The organism is Candidatus Nitrosocosmicus sp. T, assembly GCF_054408485.1.
Genome location: NZ_CP166992.1, coordinates 2,304,575 through 2,331,436, shown reverse-complemented (window position 1 = coordinate 2,331,436; position 26,862 = coordinate 2,304,575). Strand labels below are relative to the sequence as shown.

General features: G+C 32.2%; 28 protein-coding genes and 1 tRNA gene. 18 read left to right on the top strand and 11 right to left on the bottom strand.

What is annotated here, in order from left to right:
* The first annotated feature begins 84 nt into the window (after positions 1–84).
* The 3 genes from AB0A59_RS11840 to AB0A59_RS11830 all read left to right on the top strand — a co-directional run bounded on the left by AB0A59_RS11840 (position 85) and on the right by AB0A59_RS11830 (position 2,532).
* Positions 85–507, top strand: a complete 423-nt coding sequence (locus AB0A59_RS11840; RefSeq protein WP_458744036.1) for a zinc ribbon domain-containing protein — start codon at positions 85–87, stop codon at positions 505–507.
* Positions 508–596: 89 nt separating this feature from the next.
* Entirely contained in the window at positions 597–1,106 is a 510-nt protein-coding gene (locus AB0A59_RS11835; RefSeq protein WP_458744034.1) for a hypothetical protein, read from the top strand.
* A gap of 598 nt (positions 1,107–1,704) precedes the next feature.
* A complete protein-coding gene (locus AB0A59_RS11830) occupies positions 1,705–2,532 on the top strand; it encodes a TIGR00269 family protein (RefSeq protein ID WP_458744032.1) in 828 nt (275 codons plus the stop codon).
* Between the two features lie 4 nt (positions 2,533–2,536).
* Here the strand turns inward: AB0A59_RS11830 and AB0A59_RS11825 are convergent, their stop codons facing one another.
* From AB0A59_RS11825 to AB0A59_RS11815, 3 genes are all read right to left on the bottom strand, one after another.
* The gene (locus AB0A59_RS11825; RefSeq protein ID WP_458744030.1) at positions 2,537–2,746 is read right to left on the bottom strand and encodes a hypothetical protein; all 210 of its coding nucleotides are present in this window, start codon (positions 2,744–2,746) and stop codon (positions 2,537–2,539) included.
* 325 nt (positions 2,747–3,071) lie between these two features.
* Entirely contained in the window at positions 3,072–3,443 is a 372-nt protein-coding gene (locus AB0A59_RS11820; protein WP_458744028.1) for an aconitase X swivel domain-containing protein, read from the bottom strand.
* A 97-nt stretch (positions 3,444–3,540) separates the two neighbouring features.
* Positions 3,541–4,701 (bottom strand): aconitase X, encoded by a 1,161-nt coding sequence (locus AB0A59_RS11815; protein ID WP_458744026.1) that lies wholly within the window; start codon positions 4,699–4,701, stop codon positions 3,541–3,543.
* Positions 4,702–5,292: 591 nt separating this feature from the next.
* Between AB0A59_RS11815 and AB0A59_RS11810 the strand changes: the two genes are divergently transcribed.
* Positions 5,293–5,511 (top strand): DUF763 domain-containing protein, encoded by a 219-nt coding sequence (locus tag AB0A59_RS11810; RefSeq protein ID WP_458744024.1) that lies wholly within the window; start codon positions 5,293–5,295, stop codon positions 5,509–5,511.
* A gap of 147 nt (positions 5,512–5,658) precedes the next feature.
* On the opposite strand, the gene AB0A59_RS11805 is transcribed toward AB0A59_RS11810, so the two are convergent.
* Positions 5,659–5,964 (bottom strand): hypothetical protein, encoded by a 306-nt coding sequence (locus AB0A59_RS11805; RefSeq protein ID WP_458744023.1) that lies wholly within the window; start codon positions 5,962–5,964, stop codon positions 5,659–5,661.
* Between the two features lie 51 nt (positions 5,965–6,015).
* Positions 6,016–7,326 (bottom strand): asparagine--tRNA ligase, encoded by a 1,311-nt coding sequence (gene asnS / locus AB0A59_RS11800; protein WP_458744021.1) that lies wholly within the window; start codon positions 7,324–7,326, stop codon positions 6,016–6,018.
* Between the two features lie 476 nt (positions 7,327–7,802).
* Here asnS and AB0A59_RS11795 point away from each other — a divergent pair, with 476 nt between their 5' ends.
* Positions 7,803–8,066: a winged helix-turn-helix domain-containing protein gene (locus AB0A59_RS11795; RefSeq protein ID WP_196816742.1), complete on the top strand. Its 264-nt coding sequence runs from the start codon at positions 7,803–7,805 to the stop codon at positions 8,064–8,066.
* A 66-nt stretch (positions 8,067–8,132) separates the two neighbouring features.
* Positions 8,133–8,489, top strand: a complete 357-nt coding sequence (locus AB0A59_RS11790; protein ID WP_458744019.1) for a Rieske (2Fe-2S) protein — start codon at positions 8,133–8,135, stop codon at positions 8,487–8,489.
* Between the two features lie 48 nt (positions 8,490–8,537).
* Here AB0A59_RS11790 and AB0A59_RS11785 read toward each other — a convergent pair whose 3' ends face one another.
* Entirely contained in the window at positions 8,538–8,684 is a 147-nt protein-coding gene (locus AB0A59_RS11785; RefSeq protein WP_458744017.1) for a hypothetical protein, read from the bottom strand.
* Positions 8,685–8,752: 68 nt separating this feature from the next.
* Positions 8,753–9,265, bottom strand: coding sequence for a hypothetical protein (locus AB0A59_RS11780; RefSeq protein ID WP_458744016.1), 513 nt, complete (start codon positions 9,263–9,265; stop codon positions 8,753–8,755).
* A gap of 55 nt (positions 9,266–9,320) precedes the next feature.
* Here AB0A59_RS11780 and AB0A59_RS11775 point away from each other — a divergent pair, with 55 nt between their 5' ends.
* From AB0A59_RS11775 to AB0A59_RS11745, 7 genes are all read left to right on the top strand, one after another.
* Positions 9,321–9,599, top strand: coding sequence for an RpoL/Rpb11 RNA polymerase subunit family protein (locus AB0A59_RS11775; RefSeq protein ID WP_458744014.1), 279 nt, complete (start codon positions 9,321–9,323; stop codon positions 9,597–9,599).
* A gap of 19 nt (positions 9,600–9,618) precedes the next feature.
* A complete protein-coding gene (locus tag AB0A59_RS11770; protein ID WP_458744012.1) occupies positions 9,619–9,963 on the top strand; it encodes a transcription factor S in 345 nt (114 codons plus the stop codon).
* A 62-nt stretch (positions 9,964–10,025) separates the two neighbouring features.
* Positions 10,026–10,775, top strand: coding sequence for a proliferating cell nuclear antigen (pcna) (pcn, locus tag AB0A59_RS11765; protein WP_458744010.1), 750 nt, complete (start codon positions 10,026–10,028; stop codon positions 10,773–10,775).
* Positions 10,776–10,910: 135 nt separating this feature from the next.
* Positions 10,911–12,323: an aspartate kinase gene (locus tag AB0A59_RS11760; RefSeq protein ID WP_458744009.1), complete on the top strand. Its 1,413-nt coding sequence runs from the start codon at positions 10,911–10,913 to the stop codon at positions 12,321–12,323.
* A gap of 148 nt (positions 12,324–12,471) precedes the next feature.
* Positions 12,472–13,272, top strand: coding sequence for a precorrin-3B C(17)-methyltransferase (gene cobJ, locus AB0A59_RS11755; RefSeq protein ID WP_458744007.1), 801 nt, complete (start codon positions 12,472–12,474; stop codon positions 13,270–13,272).
* Between the two features lie 69 nt (positions 13,273–13,341).
* Positions 13,342–13,953 (top strand): hypothetical protein, encoded by a 612-nt coding sequence (locus tag AB0A59_RS11750; RefSeq protein WP_458744005.1) that lies wholly within the window; start codon positions 13,342–13,344, stop codon positions 13,951–13,953.
* An 85-nt stretch (positions 13,954–14,038) separates the two neighbouring features.
* Positions 14,039–14,164 (top strand) — tRNA-Gly (locus tag AB0A59_RS11745).
* Between the two features lie 985 nt (positions 14,165–15,149).
* Here AB0A59_RS11745 and AB0A59_RS11740 read toward each other — a convergent pair.
* Positions 15,150–17,084 (bottom strand): helicase C-terminal domain-containing protein, encoded by a 1,935-nt coding sequence (locus AB0A59_RS11740; protein WP_458744003.1) that lies wholly within the window; start codon positions 17,082–17,084, stop codon positions 15,150–15,152.
* A gap of 797 nt (positions 17,085–17,881) precedes the next feature.
* On the opposite strand from AB0A59_RS11740, the gene AB0A59_RS11735 reads away from it, so the two are divergent.
* The gene (locus AB0A59_RS11735) at positions 17,882–19,141 is read left to right on the top strand and encodes a sialidase family protein (RefSeq protein ID WP_458744001.1); all 1,260 of its coding nucleotides are present in this window, start codon (positions 17,882–17,884) and stop codon (positions 19,139–19,141) included.
* Between the two features lie 221 nt (positions 19,142–19,362).
* A complete protein-coding gene (locus tag AB0A59_RS11730) occupies positions 19,363–19,635 on the top strand; it encodes a TFIIB-type zinc ribbon-containing protein (protein ID WP_458743999.1) in 273 nt (90 codons plus the stop codon).
* Positions 19,636–19,675: 40 nt separating this feature from the next.
* On the opposite strand, the gene AB0A59_RS11725 is transcribed toward AB0A59_RS11730, so the two are convergent.
* The gene (locus AB0A59_RS11725; protein ID WP_458743998.1) at positions 19,676–20,092 is read right to left on the bottom strand and encodes a hypothetical protein; all 417 of its coding nucleotides are present in this window, start codon (positions 20,090–20,092) and stop codon (positions 19,676–19,678) included.
* 618 nt (positions 20,093–20,710) lie between these two features.
* Between AB0A59_RS11725 and AB0A59_RS11720 the strand changes: the two genes are divergently transcribed.
* A complete protein-coding gene (locus AB0A59_RS11720; RefSeq protein WP_458743996.1) occupies positions 20,711–21,001 on the top strand; it encodes a hypothetical protein in 291 nt (96 codons plus the stop codon).
* 821 nt (positions 21,002–21,822) lie between these two features.
* Positions 21,823–22,029 (top strand): hypothetical protein, encoded by a 207-nt coding sequence (locus tag AB0A59_RS11715; protein ID WP_458743994.1) that lies wholly within the window; start codon positions 21,823–21,825, stop codon positions 22,027–22,029.
* 586 nt (positions 22,030–22,615) lie between these two features.
* Here AB0A59_RS11715 and AB0A59_RS11710 read toward each other — a convergent pair.
* Positions 22,616–23,398, bottom strand: coding sequence for an ABC transporter permease (locus AB0A59_RS11710; RefSeq protein WP_458743993.1), 783 nt, complete (start codon positions 23,396–23,398; stop codon positions 22,616–22,618).
* 26 nt (positions 23,399–23,424) lie between these two features.
* Positions 23,425–24,381 (bottom strand): ATP-binding cassette domain-containing protein, encoded by a 957-nt coding sequence (locus AB0A59_RS11705; RefSeq protein ID WP_458743991.1) that lies wholly within the window; start codon positions 24,379–24,381, stop codon positions 23,425–23,427.
* A gap of 958 nt (positions 24,382–25,339) precedes the next feature.
* On the opposite strand from AB0A59_RS11705, the gene AB0A59_RS11700 reads away from it, so the two are divergent.
* Positions 25,340–26,719, top strand: a complete 1,380-nt coding sequence (locus AB0A59_RS11700) for an adenylate/guanylate cyclase domain-containing protein (RefSeq protein ID WP_458743989.1) — start codon at positions 25,340–25,342, stop codon at positions 26,717–26,719.
* Positions 26,720–26,862: the final 143 nt, after the last annotated feature.

Below are 26,862 nucleotides of genomic sequence, written 5' to 3'. Positions count from 1 at the left end.
TAATATAAAAATTTACATATCTTAAATGTTATCATTATTCTTTAACATAAAAGTTATATAATTCCTATCTGAGTAATTTTTAATATGAACAAGGCATACTCAATGGTAGCGGCTTTTTCATTGGTAATGGGTTCTATACTATTATTACCAGTATTAAATATTGCATATGCTCAATATAGCGGCCAACCTGGTGCTGCAACTTTGGAAGAACAACTTAAACTGGCTACAGAGAAGATTAATAATGCTCAACAAGCAGGTGCATATGGTTCTGGTACTGCTATGTTCGGAACTAATTTGGATAACACAGTATTGATGATAATCATAATTACTGTAATTATTGGTGGAGTTGCTGCTGCATTCTTTGCTGCAGGCGGACAAACTGGTAAGAAGAAAACATTGGCTGTTGGAGCTGATGGTACTTATACTAGCGGCAAATTCTGCACAAACTGTGGTACCCAAATAGGCGATGGACAAAAGTTCTGCGGAAACTGCGGAACCAAAGCATAATTTTTTATTTTAACCATTTAGCGGCTTTTACTGGAAATAAATGGGTAATTCTGGTAAAGTTTATAAGTCACTAACGTTTATCTATACCTATGAGTAAAGAAGTTAGTACAACTAATACAAATGCCTCTATCAACATGGAAAAAAACGTAAACTCTTATATCAACCTAACAGAACAATCAGCAGAAAAAACACTTGATACTATTAAAGAAAATATGATAAAATCAATCGATGAGTATGTTAAAATTCAACCACGATTCCTACAATCAGTTTCTGATTTTCAACTTGAAGTAATTCAGTCTTCAAAAGATGTTATCAATAAGACAATTGCTCACCAAAAAGGATTGATAAAGGAATTTGTAAACGTATCTCAAGCACAACCTAATGAAACATATCAACAGCTATTCAATAAGACCAATGAAAATGTAGATAACTTTGTAAAAGCAATCACCGCCGGTAATCAGTTTAATTTTGATGCCATCGACACTACTCGTGAAAATGTAAAGCTATATAACAAAGCATTAGACGCATATACTGACTATATCGCAAATACCTTTAATGCATGGAACGCCTTTATTAGATCTTTTTATCGAAATAAATAAAACCTTTTTTTATACAATCTCCCTGTTTAGGTTTTAGTTTTTTTTATTGATTTTTGTAATTTTAAATAATTTATTAGACCTTTCTAAAGCTTTTAGTAGGATATCTTTTAAGTACGTGTTTATTCAACAAATTAAAACCAAAATTGAAATGTTTTTTTGTTGCAGATATCTAAATATGTGTTGGCAATATTTGATATTAATCATGCATACGGCCTCACATCCAAAATTATAGGAATGTGTCTGATTGTTAAAGAAAATTAACGACATTACATTTGGTCTTCAAATTTATGACCATTGACTATGGCACTTAGAATACAGAGTTGACCTTTAATAACTTCTCAGCGAATATTATAAAGCACTAGAGATAGGTATTATTACCCTTTTAGAGTAAACATAAACGATTAAACTTACACAAATTTGAAAATAGATAATTATTGTTTGACTTGAACACTTTTAACTTGTTTGTTGGTATACCGTACTTAGCGCTTTGGTGCCTACATGCAATAAATGTAATAAAAGACCCGTAGTGTTTAACCGGCATTACTCTGGTGAAGTTCTTTGTAAAACTTGTTTCACACATTCAATTGAAAAGAAAACTTTGCATACAATTTCAAAATATTCAATGATTAATTATGGTCAACGGATCGCAGTAGGGGTGTCCGGCGGAAAGGACAGTCTTGTTCTTCTCTACATCTTGAAAAAAGTTTCAAAAGATAACAATAATGATATTATTGCAATCACAATAGATGAAGGGATTGAGGGCTATCGTGATGAATCTCTGACCATAGTAAAAAATTTTTGCAATAAATTAGGTGTGCCATTCAAAATTTTCAGCTATAAAGAATTGTTTGGTTCAAGTATGGATGAAGCGATTGTAAAAAGACCATCAAAAAAGGCTAGCTCATGTTCTATTTGTGGGACATTTAGGAGAAGGGCATTAGATGTTGCAGCTCTTTCGATGCAATCAGACATTATTGCAACAGCGCACAATTTGGATGATCACCTTCAAACATTTATGATAAATTTGTTTTCGGGCGATGTTGAGAGAATTGGTTGGATGTATCCTAAACCAATAGAATATCAAAATGGATTAAAGAAAATTAAACCCCTTGTAGAGTTATATGAAAATGAAATCGTATTTTATGCCTTTCACATGGGCATTGAATTTCAAGCAGACGAATGTCCTTATATGAACGAAAGCATCAGAAGCGACTTTCGGGTGTTTTTTAATGATTTAGAAAAAATCCATCCAGGTATAAAATACAATAGTTTTAACTCTATGAACAAACTGTCTAAAATAATAAGAAATTCCAGTAATGATAAGCAAAGCAAAAATGCTTGTCTGAATTGTGGTGGAATCTCAACCGACGAAATTTGTTCAGTTTGCAAAACTGTTTCAATGCTGGATATGAACAAAAAAAACTAAAGAACTAGTGATCGTTCTTCTTATCTTTTTTGGAAGATTGCCACCAATCAAGATAGTCGTCGCTTTTATTCTTCCGATCTATTGTATTATTCTTTTCATGCAATTCCTCGAATTTTTCTCTTGGAGCATAAAGCCCACAACCTCTACAAATAAAGTTCTTTGTAATTGTATCAAAATTCAAGCTACCACCACATTCAGGACAAAATTTGACCAATATTATAACTTGTAAAGATTTATACTAAAATGTTTTGGATTGCAAATTCATCTATATTATTATAACGCACATACTCTGAAACTGAATAGTCATTCTACTAAGGATGCATTACGCATTTTGAAATATATGCTTTAAAACTTACTAACTCGTTTTCATAATTTTAGATATTCTATGTAGTCTTAAATTTTTTAGACTAATATGTAATTATCTCGTGTCTCGTCATATGGACTTTTATCATCATTCCATTCAAAAATGGTCCGTTCGCCCATCGAAAGCCATATGACGAGACACATTAGTTGAAAAGTATTGATTATATAGATTTTTTCTAATCGATTAAAATCCTCTCTTCTTCGGTATCTAGTATGATTTCAGGTTCCTTGTCTTTATCTGAAATTTTAATACAATTAACCAGTTCATCATACCTCTGATTGTCGATGAAAGCTAAGGGTATGTTTGAAATCGCACAACCTGAAGCTGTAGTTATGTCCACAATATTGGTACAAATTATACCATTAGGCGCTACATTGTTACTCTTTAGAGAATAAATCGTGTATGCTCCTACGCTACTCCCAATTGAATTAGGGAAAACAAGGATTTTTCCCTTTAAATTTTGTTTTTCCATGCCTTTACTACTGCTTATTATTTCTCCTGATTGAGTATTTACCATTCCAAGAAAATTAATAGGTTTTTTTGACAACAATAATTTGCCTCTAGCCCTACCTCCAACTATCTTTATACATTTTATTTCCAGATTAAAACTCAACTCTATTATATTAAAGGTAATTCCAAACTAGTTATACCGTATATTCTTTGACTATTGATTTAAGACTCTTTAAAGCTACTGAAACCTTATTTGATGTTTTCATATAATAAGATGCCTTGACACTATTAGTAATTATGCTATCGTAATTTTTCTTATTTATAAGAGGCGTTAGGCAGGTACATGCATCGGAGATAAATTCTACTCCTGATTGATATAATGAGTCTATAATTCCATATTGTTTAGCCTTACAAAACACTGTTTTTGGACAAAAGATCTTACAGGGTTTGGTGAATTTCCTTCCCTCCATCAACGTTTGAATTTTACTCATCTCTTCAATTCCAAGTTGGGGGCTCCCAAATGTAATTAATTGACCATCCTCTGATGTATTCAACTCATCTCTAGTCTCCTTCATTTCCTTTTTTCCATAATTCACTTTTTCTATCAATTTAGATGGTTTTTTAGACTTAAACATTCCGCAGGAACCAGATGTTCCAATTCCTGCGGCAAGTGACTTCAAATTCCACATATCTGTATTTTCGGAAATATTGCAAATTCCGGTACAACTCTTTTGAATCGTCTTTCCCGTGAAATATCCTAATAGACCATAATCCAGTTCGTTTTCTAAATCTGTCTCATTAACTATTTCGACCATTGGTGTTCTATTTTCTTCAATCCTTAAATCCGAATAAGGGGATTTTCCGGTTAATGCGCTGGCTAATGCACTTAAGGCACTTTCTTTATTTGTAATAATATTTAGATGTGAATTAGCCAATACGGCCGCACTGCTTTCCGCAAAGCTTACTTGAGAATTTTCTTGTGGTATAGGTAAAATTTCATACGGAATACATGAAAAAGTTGGTATGACTCCGATCTTTTCATAGGTTCTTGCTATTTCAAACTGTTTTTCGATAAATTCAGGCGATAACTCAGGTGGATTTTCTCTATCAAAGCCCATAGGATTAAGTGATGTATTTACCTTTACTTTCCCGTCTTTGCTAATTTCTTTTAAAAACTGCAATCCACTATCTCCGATCGTATTATAGTTAACTCCTGAGACATGTGCCCATTTGATGGGTACAAGCTTTTCTGCATCAGTTGCTTCTCCTATAGCGACTAATATCCTATAAGCAGTAGCAGTAGCCTCGCCATATTCTCCAGATAAGCCTTTTTCTTCTTCACGCGTAAGATGCATCTTTATATTACAAATGACACAATATAATATTATTTTATCCTATTAACTAATAATCTATTTTTACCAAGATAATTATATCGATTAGCTTAAATTGCTATATTGGTAAATTACTGTAGCATTACTTTACCACTTCATTCAGGTAATCCTCCAAATTATCTTATAAGAAGAATGATTAAATTGTCTGGAAGCATTTCTATGGTTCTAAATAATGAATATGAAACCTCTGAAATTTTTGAGGAGGCTATCTGATCCTCTCTGGTATCAAGCGTTTGCGTGCGTTTTGGGGTTTGATTAGCATTTACCTGGATTCACAACAGTTGTAATGGGGGTTCTTGAAGAAATCCCTTTCTGCAGAATATCATGGAATAGTGATTGGAGGAGGAAAATGAAACTAAGCAAGGAATACTCCAAATGAAATAACATCAACGTGCAATAACGAGTTCAATCTCTCTGAAAGTCAATTAATAATTTACTTTACGCAATTAAAATGAGTGTTAAAGTTGATAATTCTGCTATTCCAGACAATTATTTTTTATATCATCATAGTATTGCTTTTGATTGCGATGGAAATACGTTAATCATACACAAGGAATGAATAAAGATAATAAAACTGCCAGACGTTATCAGTGGTTTTCCAAAAACCTTAGAAAGGGTAGTTTTGTGACCGAACTGCATTCAGGAATTATCGGTGATATTATTTACGATAATAATGTGTTGAATATAATCTCTATAGATTCAACGGAAAGTCAAAAAGCAGGTGTTGATATACTAAAAGACAATCAGAATTCTGAATCTTTTTTCATCGGTTAAACAATTGTTGTCTAAAAGAAAAGATAGTAAGATCGATTGATGGTTTGAAAATTCTACATCTATCTCTAAATTACTTCCATTTGATTTAGGCCAACATACTAATGAATATTATGCTCACTACTCAATACCAACATGTCGATTGGACGACTATTCATAAATTATATGATGCACCACCATCGAATTACGAAGATTCCTCTTCATTAAAAATGTGGATCCATCTACTGTTAGAGCATTAACTTTGATAGCAAAGCTAATTTTTGGGACAAAATCTTCTTGGAAAGATCCTGCTAAATATTCATTTGCCCATGGATGAAAGAATGGTGTCCCATATTTTGTTGATAGAAAAAGGTATGATGAATCAATCAAATTTCTACAATCTTCAATTGAGGTGGCAGACATTTCAAGAATCGAAAGGATTACAATTCTCAAAAAATTGTCTAACCATAAGTCCAATATTTACTCCATGATTAGAAAAAAGTAGAACTTATGATCGTATATTTGTCTTTAGGGTACTATCCTGGTCATTGTTCTAGGGAATAATGTGACGTCTTTAATGTCGTCAAAATCTAAAATCCATCTTAATAGCCTTTCCAAGCCTAGGCCAAATCCTCCATGTGGTACTGATCCGTATTTTCTAAGATCCAAATACCATGAATAATCATCTGGATTTAGATTTGTCTCTCTTATCCTGTTTTTTAATTTTTCGAGGTTGTCCTCCCTTATCCCGCCACCTGAAATCTCTCCATATCCTTGGGGAGCTAAAAGGTCTACAGCCAATCCTTTCTTTTCATTTAGTGGATCCTGTTTAACGTAAAAGGGCTTTATGCTCAAAGGGTAATTCGTTACGAATATCGGATTAGATCTATCCTTTGTTAGTTCTCTTTCTGATTCGAGACTTAAATCGTCACCCCATTCTATGAGCCTTTCTTTACCATCCTGATCTCGGATTCTGCATTCTACAGATCTCAAAATATCTATCGCTTTGTCATAAGCTATTTTTTCAAATGGAATTGAAATTTCGTCTAGTTTTTTTATTGCAGCAGCATTCAAAAAATTTAGTTCCTTTTTATTATTTTCCCTGATTTGAGTTATGATGCTAAAGATTAATTTTTCTTGAGTGGCAATAAGATCCTTCATATCTATCCATGGTGCTTCTGCTTCTAAATGGGTGAATTCCGCCAGGTGTCTTATGGTCCGTGACTTTTCTGCTCTAAAGGAGGGACTAATGGTCCATACCGGACCTAAGCAGTAAATCATCGACTCAAGATATAATTGAGAACTCTGGGATAAGAACGCTTTTTCATTAAAGTATTTTACCTCAAATAGCGTGGACCCTCCCTCAACGGAGCTCTGAACGAGGATGGGTGGAGTAACTTCCATCCAATCATCTTTCTCAAACCATTCTCTGGAGTATTTTAATAACGAATTTCTTAATTTTCCAATATTTATCATTTTTCTTGTTCTTAGCGATAAATGCCTGAAATCAAGTAAAATTTCATCACTCTGATACTCTCCTATGGGATAGTCTACATTGGCTATGTTGAAAATCACTATGTTGTCCACTTTTACCTCGTATCCGCCTTCAACTGCTCTTGGATCTTTTTCTAATTTTCCTTGTATCTGTATGGAAGATTCGATCGTCAAATCTTCGCATAATTTAGAAGGACAAACTGCTTGAATAATATCTCCTCTATCGTCTCTCAATATTATGAAGGTTTTTTCTTTCTGCTTTCGCAGTCTATGGATCCAGCCTCTTAATACAATGTTATTTCCTATATTATCTTCTGTTCTTAAATCTGCGAGCCGCTTAAACAATACATGCTTTGTTACTGAAATATTTTATTTATCTTTGCTCTATGGTATTGAGTAAATATTAACGGTCTAAAGTATCAAACTCTAGATTGGTTTGGAAAATTGTGTTAAATTATATCTATACCAAACAATTACAAATATGTAACGTATATCTTTAACACAAATGCCTATATTTATTCTGTATTTGATAACACATGCACATTTTACGTCGGGTCCAATAAATTATTCATTCTGTTTATTATGAAGATTAAATTAATGTTATATGTAAATTATTGATTTTTTCTGAATAGATTTACGTTCATTCTCCTAGTTAAATTTCCAATTGCCATCTTTTTAATATTAAACTGCTTGTTTGAATGATTAGTATCATCTATATCATATTTTCAATACCATCAAAGCTAAAAAATCACTAAAAGATACCTATTGGTCTTAGTATTGCTCCGTTTTTATTTTTTAGATTTATTAATAATTTGGATAAAATGAAAAATAGAAGCCGCCTAGAAATTATAGCAATGATCCTTGAAACAGTAGGAGACAATGGTGCGATACAGGCTAAAATCATGTACAAAGTATACCTTTCATTTCTTCAAATGAAAGAATACTTATCTAACCTTATGAAAAACGACTTAATCATTTATGATGATGGGGCTCAAATTTATAAGATGACTGAAAAAGGACGACGCTTTCTCATATTGTATAAACAAATGACAGAATCTATAACCATGACAAAACCAATACTTTAATTTTTTTTATTTTATCAGTGTATAAAACTTGAATAATTTATAAAGAAGATTTTTTTAATTGTATTCGTGATTTTTGATACCGGTTTGAAATTGAACGAATTAAAAGAAAATTCCTTTGAGAAAATCACGATAGAAAAAGAAGAGATTTTAATTGGAAAAAGAAACAATCGAGTATTTGTTTTTAACAACAGGTGCCCGCACAAGGGTGCATCTTTATCTAAAGGAAGCTTCCACGGAGATAAGGTAGTTTGTTACATGCACGGATATGAATATGATATTTTTACAGGAAAATTAGAAAACATGAAGTCATGGAAAAAAGATGAAGCTTGGATTGAACAAAATGAACACTGGAGACAATCCGGTGACCTTAAAACCTATAAAATTCAATTAGATAATGAGAAAATTTTAATTGAAATAAATTAATTTTATTACAATTCAGGCTGAAAAGCCTATGACAAGCTAGCTTACATATTACTCTGGTACCGAATCACTTTGCAATTTACCGTTTTCCATTTTTACAAACAAATACCTATTGTCCTTGAAAATTAATGTCAATTCATTATCTTTCTCTTCAACATCTAGAAGTTCTTGTCCTTTGATTCCATCAAATTTAGCCATAATAGATGGCAATTATAGGTTATATTTAAATTAAATTAAATTATTTTCTTGTACAATTCTAGTTATTGTCAATTGTTAATTTGTTGAATGTTAGATTCTTTTTTTAAACTGTTTTTCTCTATGAATTCATGCTTACCCCATGACAACTCAACCAATATCGTAATGTCGTTCTTACCTTTACTTAACGCATCAGGTTTTATTTCTATATCCCTATTAAAATCAAACAATAGCTGCCTAGCTTCTTCCTCCTCCAATGGATAAAATGGCGTATCGTCTTTAACTATCATAATCCAAATCCTATGATCAATTTTTGGGTTTCTGGTCCAGAAAAAAATAGCTTTTCTTATTAATTTAATTGATTCAATAATTTTTCCATTATTTTTGATATCTAGTTTGATAGTGAGTCTCAGTGAATTATCGTGCTTGTTATAAGCTTTCTCCCAATTCTTTTGTGTTAATACTTGTCGGATAAATCCATCAATGGAAAAACTTAAGGTCAATACAAACAATTTCTCATTCATTGACCTTTCTTGTGCTCCTCTCAAGGTTAAAGCACTAATTCGACTTTCATTTTCGTCCAATTTAGATACTGAGAAGGTATCATTTATATCCTCAATATGTAGTTGTCTTTTGTATATGCATGCTGAGGTTACACATGCTAGGGACAAAGAATTAGAATTTAAAATACATGATATAGATATATCTATTTTATATATAATTCAACATGAACTACAAAAGAATGCTGATAATAGATTTGCAGGCGTTGTATTAAAGCATCCTCTAATCAAAGAATATATGTTAAAGATACTAACCAATAAGAACGAACCATATAAGGCACTGGCCGAATCCGTAGAGTCATCTACCAAATTTACAAATGATCTTGCAGGTATGTTGAAGCTCACCATAGGGAATTGAATGCGGTGATTACTAGCAAATGAAGTTTTGTCCAAAATGCGATGCACGTTTAAGGAATAGACAAGAGGAAAAAGTCCTAACATGCCTAAAGTGTGGACACATAGTAGCTAGCGAGACAAGCAGTACGACTAACTCTACCAGTGTGATCCAAACTGTTTCTAATTACGAATATTCTGACGATCCTTTAAAAATAATGGACTCTGATAAGCCTATTGAGGCACTGCCTACGACTAATATGGAATGTCCAAAATGCCTCAATAATATGGCTTTTTGGTGGATGTTGCAGACAAGGTCTGCTGATGAAGCCACTACGCAATTCTATCGATGTACAAAATGCAGTCATACCTGGAGAAATTATTCTTAAGAATATTTTTTGGTATGCAATTGGAATTTATAGATGACAGTTGTTTTAGTTGATTAAATTTGATGTTTGTAGCTAAAACAAAGTCCCCAGAAGAATGGAAGGTTGTTAATTCAGCTATATCTACTCTCGTAGATGAAGCCACTTTTGAAGCAACCTCAGAGGGAATTTCATTCCGTGGGATGGATCCGTCTCATGTAGCATTAATTGATATTTTTTGGCCCAATACTGCATTTGAAAGCTATAAATGCGATTCTGAGTTAAAATTTGGTGTCCGGATTTCTGAATTTTCAAAATTGATAAAGCGAACAGACAAGAAAGATGAATTGGAGGTGTCTATTATTGATGAAGATGTCTTGAGGATAAAAACGATGGGTAGTTACAAAAGAGAATACAAGATGCGACTCATAGAAAGTACAACTGTATCTACACCGTTACCAAAATTATCCTTTAATTCTAAACTTATACTTTCTTTATCCTCTTTTGATAAGATCCTGTCTGATATAGAGGTCGTATCAGAATACGTTGAAATTGAATCCTATCCGGATAGGATCGAGTTTGTAGGTAAAAGTGATACAGGAGAAGCTGTTGTTACGATGGAACCAAATAGCGAAGGATTGGAAGAGATTAATGTAAAAGAAGAATCAAAGGCCACTTATAGTCTTGACTATCTTTTGAAAATTGTAAAATCGGTAAGCTCTGTTGGTGTATCAGCTGCGATTGAATATTCTACGAAGATGCCGATACGTCTTGAATTTAGAATAGCCAATATAGGTCGTATTCATTTTTATCTAGCACCACGAGTCCAGGATTAGAATAGAACAAATCTGTCTCGAGTATGACTACACTATAAGGGTTCATTGGTTACTAGCCGAGGCAAATATATTCGAATATCATCTTCAGAATACTCTATAAATCCCATTAGTTATTTAACAATGTAATTAGTTAATATGAGAATAATAATGAAGTTCGGAGGGTCGGTCTTGGACTCGGCGTCAAAAATTAAGACTCTTGTGAATATTGTACATTCTTTTAAAAACTTGAAAGGAAAAGATAATGAAATTGTTTGTGTAATATCAGCTATCTCTGGTGTAACAGATAAAATTATCATGCTTTCTGAACTGATAATAAAGGGAAATAGAAGTGCAATAAAGACATTCATAGATGAAATGACTACACTTCATGTCGATTTAATTGAGAATACTATAACCGATCAGAAATTGAAAACAGAAGCCAAGAATGTGATCTTGGATATTTTAAAAGAATTCCAAGCCATTTTGGAGGGATTGGTTTTGATTTCTGAAATTACTCCAAGGTCTCTGGATCATATGTTATCATTTGGAGAACGATTGGCAGCTCCGATTGTAAGTTATTCGTTACAAAATTACAACTTGGATTCTCCTTTCCTTACTGGAAAAGAGATTGGTATCGTTACGGATTCTAATTTTGGTGAAGCAAGACCTTTGATGAATACTACAAGGTTCAGAGTAAATGCTAAACTGATCCCATTGATCCTAGAAGGTAAAATTCCGGTAATTACTGGATATATAGCAGCAGATCAACATGGCTATATTACAACCTTGGGTCGAAGTGGTTCTGATTATACTGCTACGATAATTGCTTCTTGCATTGATGCAGACGAGGTATATTTATGGAGTGATGTGGATGGATTATTAACGGCAGAGCCTTTGATCATAAAAGACGCACAAGTACTTGATCAGATATCTTATAGCGAAGCCGCTGAGATGGTATTATTCGGAGCAAAATATATTCACCCAAGAGCTTTGGAGCCCGTAATGGATTCAAATATCCCACTGAAATTAAGAAATGCATTTAATTTATCTCATCCTGGGACTACCATAACCCAAAATTTGAGAATTTCTAATAATATCATTAAATCGATAATTGCAATAAGAAATACTGCATTAATAGACGTTAGTGGTGGTGGTATGGTGGGATCACCTGGAACGGCTGCAAACATTTTTGATACACTGGCACAGAATAAGGTAAATATAATGATGATATCTCAGGGTCCCTCTGAATCAAGTATTTCTATGGTTTTGAAAAAAGAAGATTTGGGCAAAGCCATAACATCTTTGGAGTTGAAATTATTGGGAAAAGTAATAAAACATCTAAATGTATTAGAAGATGTTTCAATAGTTACTGTAGTGGGATCAGGGATGCGTGGAATCAAGGGAATTGCAGGCAGAGTTTTTTCCTCAATAGCAAAAGAAGATGTTAATGTGATAATGATAGCACAGGGATCTTCAGAATTGAATCTGGCATTTGTGGTAAGGGATGATGATTGTGAAAAAGCAGTGAGGTCTTTATATAAAGAGTTTAATTTAGGTAAGACATCTTGATTTATTTTATTATTATGTAGATACTGATCTGTTAGGATGTTAAAATTAATTATTTTATTCTTTCAAATGATGTAATTTAGATTCTTCCATCTATCTTCATATAGTTCAACAATATACACAATTAATTTGAAGAAAAGAAAGTAAATAAATGTATACAGATAATAACTATCTTGTAATGAGTTTAGGAAAATTATACGTTGTAGGGGTTGGCCCGGGCCATCATGATCATATGACCTTTCGCGCCAAACAGGTGATTGAAGAAAGCCAAATCATCGTGGGTTATGAAACCTATGTGTCATTGGTAGAAGATCTAATTACCGATAAAGAAGTATACCGATATCCTATGACTCAGGAAGTAGATCGAGCTAATCAAGCCATAGATTTTGCTGAAAAAGGGAATACCGTATCGCTAGTTTCATCAGGGGACCCTGGAATATATGGAATGGTAGGATTGATATATGAAATTCTTGCTGAAAAAGGATGGAAAAAAAATAAAGGGATTGAAGTTGAATGTGTACCTGGAGTCTCTTCTTTAAATTCATGTAGTGCTCTTATTGGATCCCCGCTGATGACCGATTTTGCAGTTGTCAGTATGAGTGACCTCTTGGTGCCGTGGGAGATTATTGTAAAACGAGTTGAAGCTGCTGCTCTTGGAGATTTCGTTACTGTTGTGTATAATCCATCGAGTAAAAAGCGCATTCACCAACTTAAGGATGCACGAGATATTTTTCTAAAATACCGGAGTCCAGAAACTCCAGTTGCAATAGTAAAAGGTGCGTTTAGAGACAGCCAGTCAATTGTTGTCACAAATTTAGGAAAAATGTTAGAATATCCTGACATGATGGGAATGATAACTACGATTATAATAGGAAATTCATCCTCCTTTAATTATGATGATATGATGATAAATCCAAGAGGGTACCGATCTAAATACCAGTTGGTAAAATAAAGATCAACTAATCTCATATTTTTGATTTCGTTATCTATAAATTTGTTAGTTATATACTATATTATCAAATTGTCTGATAGTGCTTTTACTTACGGTAATCTGATGTTATTATATTGTAATTTTAATAGGGATGGCAACCCAAATGGTGAAATAGACGATGAATCTACCAAAGAAATTGTCGATGATTCGCTTCCTGGTTTTATCATGGGAAGAATTGAATTGTGCATTCAAACATTCAATATCATTATGAAATCTAAACCAGACAAATTTAATACATCTGTAATCTTAATATCTAAAAATGAATATACCAGAGTTATTACCGATCATCTTATAGCCGGCGGTATCTCTGAACAATATATAGAAAATGATAATAATTCTAAAACGATTGAAGCTGTTATCTACAACGTTCTCAATAAAGTAACTAATCTTACTAATCCTCCAACTATTTATTTTATAGGGTCGGTTTGGCAAAAAGAAGTTTTTGATTCAATTGTGGCTTCAAAACTTCAAAAATTCAAAGTTCATTTTCAGGGCGCACTCGATCATAGACCGTATGATGTTATACAAAAAGATAAACTAACTGAGGAACCAAAAAAAGGATCTAACTATTATAAACATAAATTAACTAACAAAGCAATAGACACGCTCTTAAACTATATTTTTTCTAACAAAAGAAAGTAAGAAATTATAAATATTAACTTTTCATCATCCCAATATAACCATATTGGAAAAGTTTAATATCAGAACAAAATAAAGAAATTGTGTTGCGGTCATCGTCTAGTTTGGTTAGGACACTGGCCTTCCATATATAATTTCATATGGAGAAAGCCCGTAACCCGGGACTTTGTCTTTTAATAAAGACATAGCGGGAATTCAAATCCCGGTGACCGCATAGATTATAGGAATTCATATGCTAGGTTACGCCAATAATAAAGTTATGCGACCAAGTTCGACATATTCTAGTATAACTATTAAATCTGCAAGGTTTTCTTATGCTTTATCTAATAGTTATATTGTGTATGCTCAAGTGGGAGTAAGTAGGAGGGGCTGAATAGATAATGTTCCATTAAGCCTGTTACACTTCTAAAAAAGATTGATTCTCTAAATAGTATAGGCAATGCTGCTGTTATTATGGAATATTATAATTAGATAGAAAAAGGGTCGCCTGAAAGCATATAATCAATAATTTGAAATTGGCGGATTTATTAACTTGCGAGTTGCTCATAAATCTGTAAATCTTCACATTCTACCTCTATGCAATATGCACATTATCTTGTACATAAGGTCATCTATCACTCTGTAATATATCCTTCATATTTTCGATTAGTCAATTCCCGTACTAGTACATGTCAATGTCCAATCTAGATGTTGGAATAAATATATTCGAATTTAATTTTTATGAATATCGATTTAATCAAGTGATAGATAAGTGCTTTAATACTTTGTTATTTCATTGTATTCTACATATGTATGAAGATCACACGATAAAATGTTCATCATGTGGCAAATCATTCATTTCCAAAGAACATGAAACAGTCTGTCAAGAATGTTCTAAAGAGCTAGAGAATATAAAGTAAATTTAAATGATGAGTATAATTTTAACACCAGATTCTATTTTAGAATAATTTTTGAAATATTTGACTAAATTTTACTCCTATTAGTCCATTGTACATACATACACTCTTACTGTAACTGGCTCTTAAATTTGAGTAATTGATTTAATATCTATTTAACTTATCTAGATATCTAAATCAATTGATTAACAGTTTTTCCTCTGATCCCTATTAAGATAGCTTTAATAATACAATGAATCAAAATCCGTATATTCGATTACAAAATCAGAGCTATAACCAAAATGGATAAATGAATTATTTTATCTATATTCTACCTTTGATGGCTTGAACAAACCAGTCAGGTAACGAATTTCTATTCTTTCTTACAAAATAGCTAAATGCCGAGTCTAAAACATATGTTCTTGCCCAATCGTCTTTAGATCTAACTGATCTTCCATATGCCTGTATCAATCTCAACGCTGTCTGCCAATAATACCATTCTTCATCCACCTGTCTTTTTGCATTAGTCCACCTGTCACTTTTATTTGGATACGGCACTTTAGTAATTATTTGAAATCTTGACAGTTCATCCTTTAGGTCAAGACCTGTGTGAAGTGATGGTGAAATAAGAACGGTTGGTATGGAGGTAGATACATGTTGAAATATGATTTCATCCCTTTGTATTTCTGGATCTGTTAATAACAGCCTTCTTGAATTTTCCTTGGATATATTTTCTTTGATAAAGTTAAGCTGCTCATACGATGTAGTATGGATAATTCCTTTGTCATTTTTATGAGTATACATTAGATTATCAACAGCTGAAGCAATCCTAGACATAATATCAATCGATTGAAGGTTACTATAGTTAAGATACGCAATATTTAGGGGATAAATTGCCCTGCGTTCTACTGGAAAATCTGATTTAACTCGAATAAACTTTACCTCATCTGGATTTAAACCAATACTTTTGCAAAATGCCTTGTTATTTAGAATAGTAGCACTCATTATCAGTATTTTGGATCCTTTTTCAAATACCGATTTACAGTAAGGAGCAATATCTAATGGCTTTAATTCCACTTTCTCTATTTTGTAATTATCCTTTTTGATTTCTGATACTATCCAATTTTTTGGATTTGCAAGTACGCTGTTTATTGTTCGCGTCAATCTTTCCATATCCTTGATAGCGTCAACAGCCAACTCATCACCAAGTGTTTTTGAATAATTTTTTGACACGATATCATCTTCGTTATATTTTTTTGAGATTTCTTCATCACTTTCAAACAAATCTGAACCAGAAACTATTCTCTTCTTGCTTTGTTTATTTTCTGATAGTATCTTTCTAGTATTATAGTAATCATATTTGATGCTTCTTTCTATATCAAGTGCCGAGACCAAAGCGTCATTACCAGTGACAGCGATCACTTTGGTCTCAAGTTCAATCAAAAAGTCAATCCATCTTTCTATACTGTCATAGCCATAATCTACAATATCAAAATTACCAATATACCTTTTCCATCTCCTTTTAGATATTGATAGTCCCATAAACTTGACAATTTCTGTTTCTATAAGATGGCCTTCATCTAACACCAAAAGTTCTCTCTCCGAGAGGCGTTTATTATAAGGTAAAAATGCGAGGAAAATAGAATAATTGAATATGGAATGGCTGGATGCTAGTGCAATATTTAATTGATTAAAATATTCGCATGGTTTCCACTGCCTTCGTACTTTTAGATTACTTATTGGTATCCATCCAGAATATTGTGCTTGATACCTCTGTATGGTAGCATTGTCGATGTATATTTCTTCTTCTTTTGTACTTTCATTAATTATTTGATAATCTTTTGCAAACGTCCTATATTTACAACCATTATCTTTGTATGATTCATTTGTCATACAATGCCCATATTCAACAGTTGTGTGATAGCACTCATTTGCATTAGATGAAGCACATATTCCACATTGATAGGTACCGTTATCTACAAAATCTTGCTTTAATAAACAGGGATAGTTATTTTTTCCCTTAGCTGCCTTAATATAACGATAGTCTTTAGAATATTGCGTTTGTAAATCCTTGGTAGATGTGCATATATAACTTGAGCCTAGACTCAAAGCAAGTGCTATGGCTACTGCACTTTTTCCAAATCCTGTTGGAGCCTCTAGAATAACGTATCTATAATCGGAATCAAATGCATTACATATGTCATTTAGGACCCCTTTTTGGTTTTCTCGTTGAGTTAAGAATGGAAAATTCTTTACCACTTCCGATTTTGAAATAGGTTGCGTTATTTTATTCAGCTATGGTCGTTTTATATTTTCGTTCCGATATTATAAATTTCCAACAAGAATATTTATGTAGTACTATTCTTTGTTGAGTTTACTGCACAACGATGTTGCGAATTTTTTCGATATAATATTAGCTAATCCTTGTGAATGTGATAAAATGTTACAGCTAGAGAACCATTAAAGATTGTATGAATAGACATATGTGGATACAATGCCGACTATAATATTAAAACCTACTACCCATAATATGATAAACCTGATCTATCTGATTCACTGTTACTTTTAATAATATGCTGAGATCATAGCGGATTTGATTATCTTTATAGCATGTAGATATATTCGCGCATCTTAATAGTTCAATATTATTACCACATACAAGATTGGGATTAGTTGCCATACATGAAGCCTTTCCCTCTTTTTTCAAAAATATATTTGAATTAGCATATGCGCCGACGAAGCTAATATGAGCATCGATATTGCATTGATACTCTTCACTAACAAAAAAAAACAGCTCTTGCTATTGCAGTTTTCTTCACTTGTTTCAAAAAGTATCTCCTGATACCCAGTAAAATATTGTTGATTCTAACTTTACCTACAAATGTGTATGTTGCAATGCGTAAATTTCCTTTCTATTAAAATTATGAGCTCTAGATAAGTAATTTGGAACCTATGTTATAACTGCCTCTTAAGTTAAACTATTATTGAAGACGTTGATTAGTTATCTTATGTTTTCATATAGGAAACTAAATTGTTTTGCTATTATTTGTTTAATAATGTTATTTCCGACTCTAATTCAGGGTATGGGCTATGAGCGGATGTCTTACTCACAAGAACAAAACGAAACTAATAATACATTTATTATAGAGAACATAAGTGATAACAATAAAGATTCTGTATACCCTCAGACAGAATCATCTCAAAATAAAGTATATGTCGTGTGGCAGGATAACCTGTTTGGCGATAATCGGATTAATTATGATATACTTTTAAAATCAAGTACAGATGGTGGACAAACATTTGGTGATGTAATCAATCTATCAAATAACTCTGGATTTTCTGAGCATCCTCAAGTGGCAATTAATGGAAACAATGTCTATATAGTTTGGGCAGATAATACTTCCCTGAATAGGGATGTCTACCTTATTTCAAGTACAGATGGTGGACAAACATTTGGTGATGTAATCAATCTTTCAAATAACGGAGCTGATTCTTATAATCAAGAGATATCTGTATCTGGGAATAATGTGTATATAGTATGGCAAGATTCCCAAAAAAATTCACAAGATAACAGTAACATATCGTTTATCTCCAGTAATGACGGCGGGAGCTCCTTTGGTGACGTAGTGTCCCTTAGCGACAACGCAGGGAAAAGCTCTTTTCCTAAAATTTCTTCCTATCAAGACAATGTGTATATAGCATGGAATATTGATAGTGAAGATAAATCAATTGTCGGAACAAACAATTCTAATGAGGGAATATTTTTTGTCAAATCTACTGACAATGGAAGTAGTTTCGACGAAGAAATCCGTTTAAACGATAAAGAGAAGCCAGGTGAGGTCCAAATAACTGCTAACGATAATTATATATATATTGTTTGGGGTTCTCCTGACCCATCTACTAACAATCGTGATACCTCTCTATCGACTAATGTAAATATTAGTAGCAATATACCAGGCGATGGTATCTATTTCACTAAAAGTATAGATAATGGTAACAGTTTTACCAAGCCATCTTTTATTAAGGGTCAATTCTTAAACCCACTAAACGTCGAACTTATTCAGCATTCTGGTGAGTTAGTTGTTGCAATACAAGCTACTCCGCTCAATAATACTTTTGAAGGTAATCAGGACATCTTTCTCATGAAAAGTCGTGATTTGGGGGACTCATTTAGTGAAGCCATAAATATTAGCAATAATGCCGGAATATCAGAATGTCCATCCATGACCGTATCTTCTAATAGTAGCCTATTTGTTGTATGGCAAGATAAATCACTTGGAAATAATGAAGCTTTATCGACTAAAATAAATTTGTAGTAATTACAAATATTTCCTTATTTGAAAATCTTTATAATACTTTTCAAAATTGAGAACAAAAATGAAAGAAGTTATAGACTACTAAATAAAAATGAATTAACAATAATGATCTAATTCAAAGAAAATGATGACTCGTTTTATTTTAATAAAGTTGATATATTTTTGACGTAAAGGATGTTAGTTTATAACAATTATTTGGTTTAAAGTACAAATTTCAGACAATGAGTTTATCGTGTCCTAATTGTTCCACTGAAATGAGATTAAGCAATAGATCAGGCGTTGAAATAGATCAATGTCCTAGATGCAAAGGTGTATGGCTAGATCGTGGAGAGTTAGAAAAAGTTGCAAATATGCAAAACAGGTACGAAGATGAACACTACCAAAAATATCACTATGGAAGAGGTCATGATGACGATGACGATGACGATGACTACTATCGTAGAAGAAAACACAAAAAAGGAGGTTTCTTGGGTGATTTATTTGACTTTGGTTGATTATGTACGAATAAATAATTTATACAGTTTGATTGAAAGATTAAAAATTAAGAAAGCCAAAGAATAAACCTAAAATTCTATCTATAATAGAATTTGAAGCTGGATTTACTGTCTCATTTAGATTGCTATCCATATTGTCTTGGCTATTGGGTATCTTATTACTCTCGTTTAGAGGCTGAGTCTGAATTGATGTATGTTGATTGCAGTAGGTGTCTATATTAATAACATTTAAGTCACCAATAGTGGAACATAATTCAGATAGTGCTTGATTTGATCCAATCGAATTTAGATTATTACATATATTTAATGCCTGATCTAGTCCCACTAATGTCGAGATCAAACTATTATCCTGAACTAATTGACAAATCGAATTGACTAAGAATCCTGTATCTTGCTGTTGTTGAGCGAATGCATCCAACTGTGGGTCTAAAATAAAGGTCGATAATAATAAAACCATAGATAGAGCAATTATATAATATTTTGACTGTAAAAATTTGTAGCTAATCCTTAAACTTTTTAACTGCATGGTTGCCTATTACTATTATGCTTTTCCATAATAAATTGCTATATAGTAAATTTTTACTGAAATATTAGTAAAAGAATTTATGATGCTTGATGGATTAGTTATCTCCACTTTCTCCACTACTGTCAGAAGTACTGGTCGAATTTGATGATGTAGTATTACCTTCCGCAATACCTGTTAGATTATCCAATGGTGGAGTTGTAAAAGAAGATTGACTATATTGTGCAACAGAGTTCCAATATTTCCGGTCATAATAGAAAATATTCCTAAGAATGCAAATATTATGAAAAGAGATTGAATGTTCATTAACCGTTTATGGAATATTCCTATTAAATATATCCACGTTTTTCTGAAAAGCATTCGTATTTTATGTATAAATTAATAACCGTTAATATGACATAATTGGACATTATTGTATATTGCAGGGCGGTACAAGTTTTTCAGTCGACGATTTTACTGTTAAATTTATATATAATAAACTTCGAGTTTTTTGTTAGTTTATGGCTTTTTAAGTATGTTACTACCTATATTGTGACTAAATAAGTCATGGTTATGATAATAAGCTATCAAAAATCAAAAAGAAGCGAGCATAAGACTCATTATGATTCGTTGTACGATGCCCTCTCATATCTTAGCTACTATCCAATCCCTTTAACGAAATATCGAATTGCAGCAAATAAGCAGATATTATTCTCATTATTATCTAATCAATTTATCCAGGAGGTTACTGACAAGAACCTTTTATTAAATAGCGAATACAATGACGTTCCCCATTATGTGATATCTCCAAAAGGAATGGAGTATGTGAAAAGATATGAATCACTTAAGGAATTACTTGTTTGAATTATTTTATTACTAGTTCAACATCTAAATAATTTCTCTTAGAAAATCCTTTGAATAAGATGATTGATACTAAATTATCTCCTATTTCTTTTATATCTCCGTTATAAAAGCACAGGTAGATGAGATGAAACTAGACATCAAGTTATGTGATTATATAATTCGTTTACCAACCTTTATTAATATAATCTATAGCAAAAATCTTTTTTCATCTGAATACCGATAGATTAGTAAATGATATATCAAAGTAGATAATATGCGCAAAGATAATACCTAAAAGTAATGCGATAGATGTATCATAAAACAAGGATAACAACAGCCAACATGTCCATTCATCCTATACGCCAGATTGCCATGCCTATCCTATACCGAGATGTACTGTACGCTTTAACTATTGTTGTTGTACTCATGTCTAGGGACATGATCATCCAATGGATAATTTTGATATACTTCAATAATCCTACTTTATTAAACTTTTATGTTCAAAAATCATTAGGTATTACAGTATCTTATTCAAGTATCTTTGCTTTTATCGGATAGAGTTATGTTTCGCAAGAAAATATGGTCTTATTCAATATAAGCATTTAAAAGTTAATTGAAGATATTTTTATCTCCACGTAGAGCTTTAGTTTTGACAATTATCTATGACGATAATGTTCATACACTTTTTCTATAATATACGGAAAATTCTAGTTAGGTATATTTGATAGGAAATTCCAACCAAGCATTTTCAAAATTAGTATCGAATTTCTTCTATAAAATTAACTGAAAAATTTCCATATATTAAACTAGCGTTATATAGTATGAAGTAAAAGGTACATTGCATGAATAAATTCAATGTATTCGTAGTTTTAAGTATCGTGGCAGCAGCATCTTTATTTGCAGGAGTAGCAATGGTAACACCAGTAGTAGCACAAGATAACATGTCAATGACAATGGATAATTCAACAATGCCAATGGATCAAATGGGTAATATGACCATGAGTATGGATAATTCTACCGGTATGACTGGTAATTCAACTACACAATAACTAGAATAATATATCCAAAACAACAAAAACCACTTTTTTATAATATTTTCTCCTTTTTTTTAGATGATCTATATCAAGTTCTGGTAATAAATACAGTTAACAACAGGTAAGGAAAATCCCGTCATTCTACCTAGAGGCTCGATTATATTCATCTACTGCGTTCTTAACTTTATAACCTTAAAGAGATAAATTAATTAATTTAACAATGTCTGATAAAATATCTAACTTAATCACTATATATACCGGTGACTTGCTTTCGGAGTACATTTTAAAGACCTTTGAAGTGTATGATTTTCTTGAATAACTGACATTAAAAGTTATCAACTAAAAAGTATAAGAGACTTTATGCTAGTTTTCAACAATGATTCCATTGTTTTTGTTAATTGCTCCTAGGCATATCTAGATAGATATGCCCTATCTAGACCTGGAATTTATTAGATAAAAGAATGAATGTTGGCATGAATACAATTAATTAGAAAAAACTTAGTAGAAGTAGTTAACATATTTGATTTGATCTTTTATAATATAAAGGGTCAAAGATTTTGACAAAATGATTACACCATACCCTGTGAAGGTATATTTTGGATCAATCAATTTTCAAAGCTTTATTCGCCACTAGTACACCTATGAGTAACGTACTGGAAGCAAATATTAATAGATAAAAAAAATACAACCAGTTAGCATTGGCAATATTGCCAGAAATAATAATTTCTCTTCCAAATGTAGACGAAAATGAAACGGGGTTTAGGTTCGAAATTACTTGCATCCAAGTCGGAAAGTTTTCGTTTGGAAACAATGCTGTACTAGAAAACATCAGAGGAAGGTTTATGAAGTTGGCCACTACAGTTGGGATTTGCCAGTCTGAACTTTTCATAGTTAAAAATAGATATATTGAAGAAAGACCTAAACTTAGAAGGAATAGCGATACTATAAAAGCCACTATTCCAATTATGTCTGGTAGTTGTACTCCAAATAACATTACGCCAGCGAAGACGATTGGAACTTGCAACATCCCCCGGGTTGAAGCTCCTAATACTTTAGATAGGAATATAGTATAATTTCTAGTAGGGGTGACCATTATTCTTCTCAGGTATCCAGATTTTTTATCTTGAATGAGACTCAATGAACTAAACATTCCTACAAATAGCATCGAAGTAGCAAGCTGTCCTGATAATAAGAATGCTATGTAATTATCCGTATGAAAGAAATCTTCAAGAAACCCTCTTGGTGCGGATGCAAAACTACTCCCAAAAAAAATTATCCATAATAAAGGTTGGATAATACTTAATACTATTATGGCCGGACTTCTAAACGTAGTTTTTATCTCTCTTATATACAATCCAAAAAGTTGATTAAGTATTCTAATCATTCTTGTCTTTACTTTTTATATTGATTTTAATCGATCCTATTTTGATCGTATGTAGTTTCTTCCATTTCTTCAAATCGTTTTCCCGTAAGTTCTAGAAAAGCCGATTCCAAATTTGGTTTTTCTATCTTAATTGATTTAATAAGCGCTGGCTGAAATGCTGTTATTTTCGAAATTAATTTCGATAAAATAGTTTCGGCGTTTCCGACTTTAATACGTAACCTCAAAGAGCTCTCCGATCGTGTTCTTTGTTCCGTATCACTATTTTCTAAACCTACTTCAATTATTTCCAGTATCCCACTAACGTCTTCTAAAATCTTATAGTCGAAATGTGAGAAGAAATCAATTTCCACAATGTCTCCGCTGGCTCTAGACTTTAGCTGTTGGGGTGAGCCGGTAGCAACAATTTTACCATCGTTAATTATAGCAATATCATCACACAATACATCCGCTTCTTCGATATAATGAGTAGTTAATAATATTGTAACTCCGTATTCCGTATTTATTTTCTTTATCAATCTCCAAAGCAATCTTCTGGAATTTGCATCTAGTCCAATTGTTGGTTCATCCATAAACAGGACCTTTGGATCATGTATTAGCGCCATGATTATTTCCAATTTCTTTTTCATCCCAGTCGAAAATTTTCCAACCCTTTTATTGTCTTTTTCATCCAATTCCAAATATTTCAATAACCCTGTTGCTTTTTTCTTCCAAGTATTGTTCATACTGTGTAATCTAGACTGAATCCAAATATTCTCCATTATAGTCAGAGAATCGTCTAAAATTACCTCAGATGAAATCCATCCTATATTTTCTTTCACTTTTAAGGAGTGAGTCATAACATCATAGCCTGCAACTAATGCTTTCCCTTGCGTTGGTTTAGATAAGCCAGTTAACATCTTAATCACCGTAGTCTTTCCGGCCCCATTCGGACCTAATAAGCCAAAAATACTTCCACTTTTGATTTGTAAATTTATTTGATCCACGGCAGTTTGTGATCCATAATCTTTAGTGAGTCCATTACACAATATTGCATATTCTTGACTACTAGAGATCGAGTTAACCAGAGGTCAAAGTCACACAGTATGTTTAATCTGCGGTGATAAATATGTTAATGTCCAATTACTTATTGTGGCTATATGGTTATACAGTTAACTAAAACAGAAGACTGGGCGTCAAGATCTTTAATCTAGTTGATCTCATGAATCCAAAATGATTATCTAAATAAAAATGTCCTCATGATTTATCTCAACCCTCTTTCCTTGATAAAAATTAGAATATTCTTAATACTCTTATCATGTTGCCTCCAGATCCCAGAAACAAATTAATGTTCGAATACAGATCTATAGTTGTATAGATTCTATTTTGAGTATTTTTTAGCAGATTGTCGCATCTGAAAGAACATTTCAGGGGAATGAAGAATGATAATCGTGTTTGACATTCTATCTATAATTCAAAAGGATTCCTTGATTGAGATCGAACTATTTATCTCTATACTAGCATACTCCTATTTTCTAGACAATTTTCATTACTATCTATTTAATTATTTCTAGTTCCTAAATTGAGGATTAAATACTACAAAACTTCTATTCGCAAACTCTTGTATATTATTGTCTTCCTATTCAATTATTACGTAACTTAATTGTTATTCTCAAACCCTAATTGAAACACATGCTCTTTCTGATAAACTGTTTTTTCATGTTAATTTGCCATACTAGATGTATCCAAACGGGTTAATAGTTTATTTTCCATAAAAATAGATGGAAATAAAGAGCAGTATTCGACTTGGACAATATTGTGGATGTTTTAACCTATTGATTATATTTCCAAGAAATTATTCTTCATACATATTTTTTGTTACCTTTATTTTGACTGCCTTTTTTCAAATCTATTTTTTGGAATCATAATTAAATTTCTTAACTTTCATTGTTTAACAGTTATAAATTGGAATCGCCAAACAAATTAACTATAATCGGAAATATGAATAGAAATGACCTTAACCAGAGTATAGATGATGGATGGTATTTTTTTATCGATATTGTTGGCTCTTCTGATCCTAATTTATCCATATCAAGTCAATTAAAAAAGATAAATCGAATCAAAGATTTAATTTCTAGGTTTCTCGAAACTCATGAGCATCCTGAAATATACAAGTCATTCACAGGAGATGGAATGTTAATCGTTTTCTCAAAATATGATCATCCACTAGAGCTTTCAATTTATATCCACAAAAATATAAAACAGTTTAATACATCTGTAGAAAATAAAGAACAAGTTTTTATACGGATAGGAATCGGGTTTGGATCCTTTCTTTCCTTCCAAGATGGTGTTCATACTGAATTTGCACCTTGGGGTCATGAGTTAGTTCTTGCAAGAAGAATAATGGATATAGCAAGGCCTAATCAAATATTATTAACTGATTATGCTTATCAAAAAGTAAAGAACGATTATTTGTTTGACAAGAATAAATTTGGCCTGACATTATACGACAAAGGTAAGATCATGCTAAAACACCACAATGAATTAGAAAATGTATACTCATTTTATAAAAATGATGAATATGGGAATAATTCTGATATCGAATTTAGTATAGATCTCAAGCCCTTGATTCAATATGAAAAATTTGCTGATAACTTTGTGGCTCCTATCCAAAATTTTTGCGAAGCAAGGTTTGTAACTATTTTAAATAAATTCAAAGAATTAACCAACCCTTCAAAGGGGTTAGAAATTGGATTACTTTCCACAGGCTTGATATATAGGGTTTTATTTGAAAATGGTCAGGATTATATTTCCGCAACCTACTTACCTCCAGGAGAGTACTGGGATTTACAAAATAATGATCCTTTAAATCTCATAAGTCATCAAGAAAAATCTTTGAGGCGAATAAAAGATTCTACTTTGAATAAGAAAAATTATAGGTTTTTGATTATGGAAAAAGAAAAACTAGATGAAGATATTCGAGTAAACCAAAACAGTTCCTTACTTTTTATAAAATGGCATTCCGAAAATAATGTAAATTTATTTTATGTGAATCTTTCGGATATGGATAATATCCTAGTAAAGTATCCCAAAATAGTACATAATGTGGGACTTGGATTTTGGTTTGGAAAATATGTACTGCAATTTGGCCCTATCATGGAATATATTAATCCTAAGGATCAAAATCATCCATTGATGAGGCGAAGGTTCTGGTTGCATCCTTTTGGTACTGAAACATATAATCAAAGCAGTCAATTTTTTGACGAACTAATCGAGTTGACGGAGACCGGAAAAATGATAAGAATCGATCATAATTATTATAATAAGATTATAAATGGCAAATAGGCAAATAGGAATAGCCAACTGTTACTTTTGATATCCAATTGAGTTTCAGAATAACCAGATCTTCTATACTTTAGATCATTAGCTAATCTATTATGATATAATATCATACTGTCTTCTTAATCAATAGAATTTAGTAACATCTT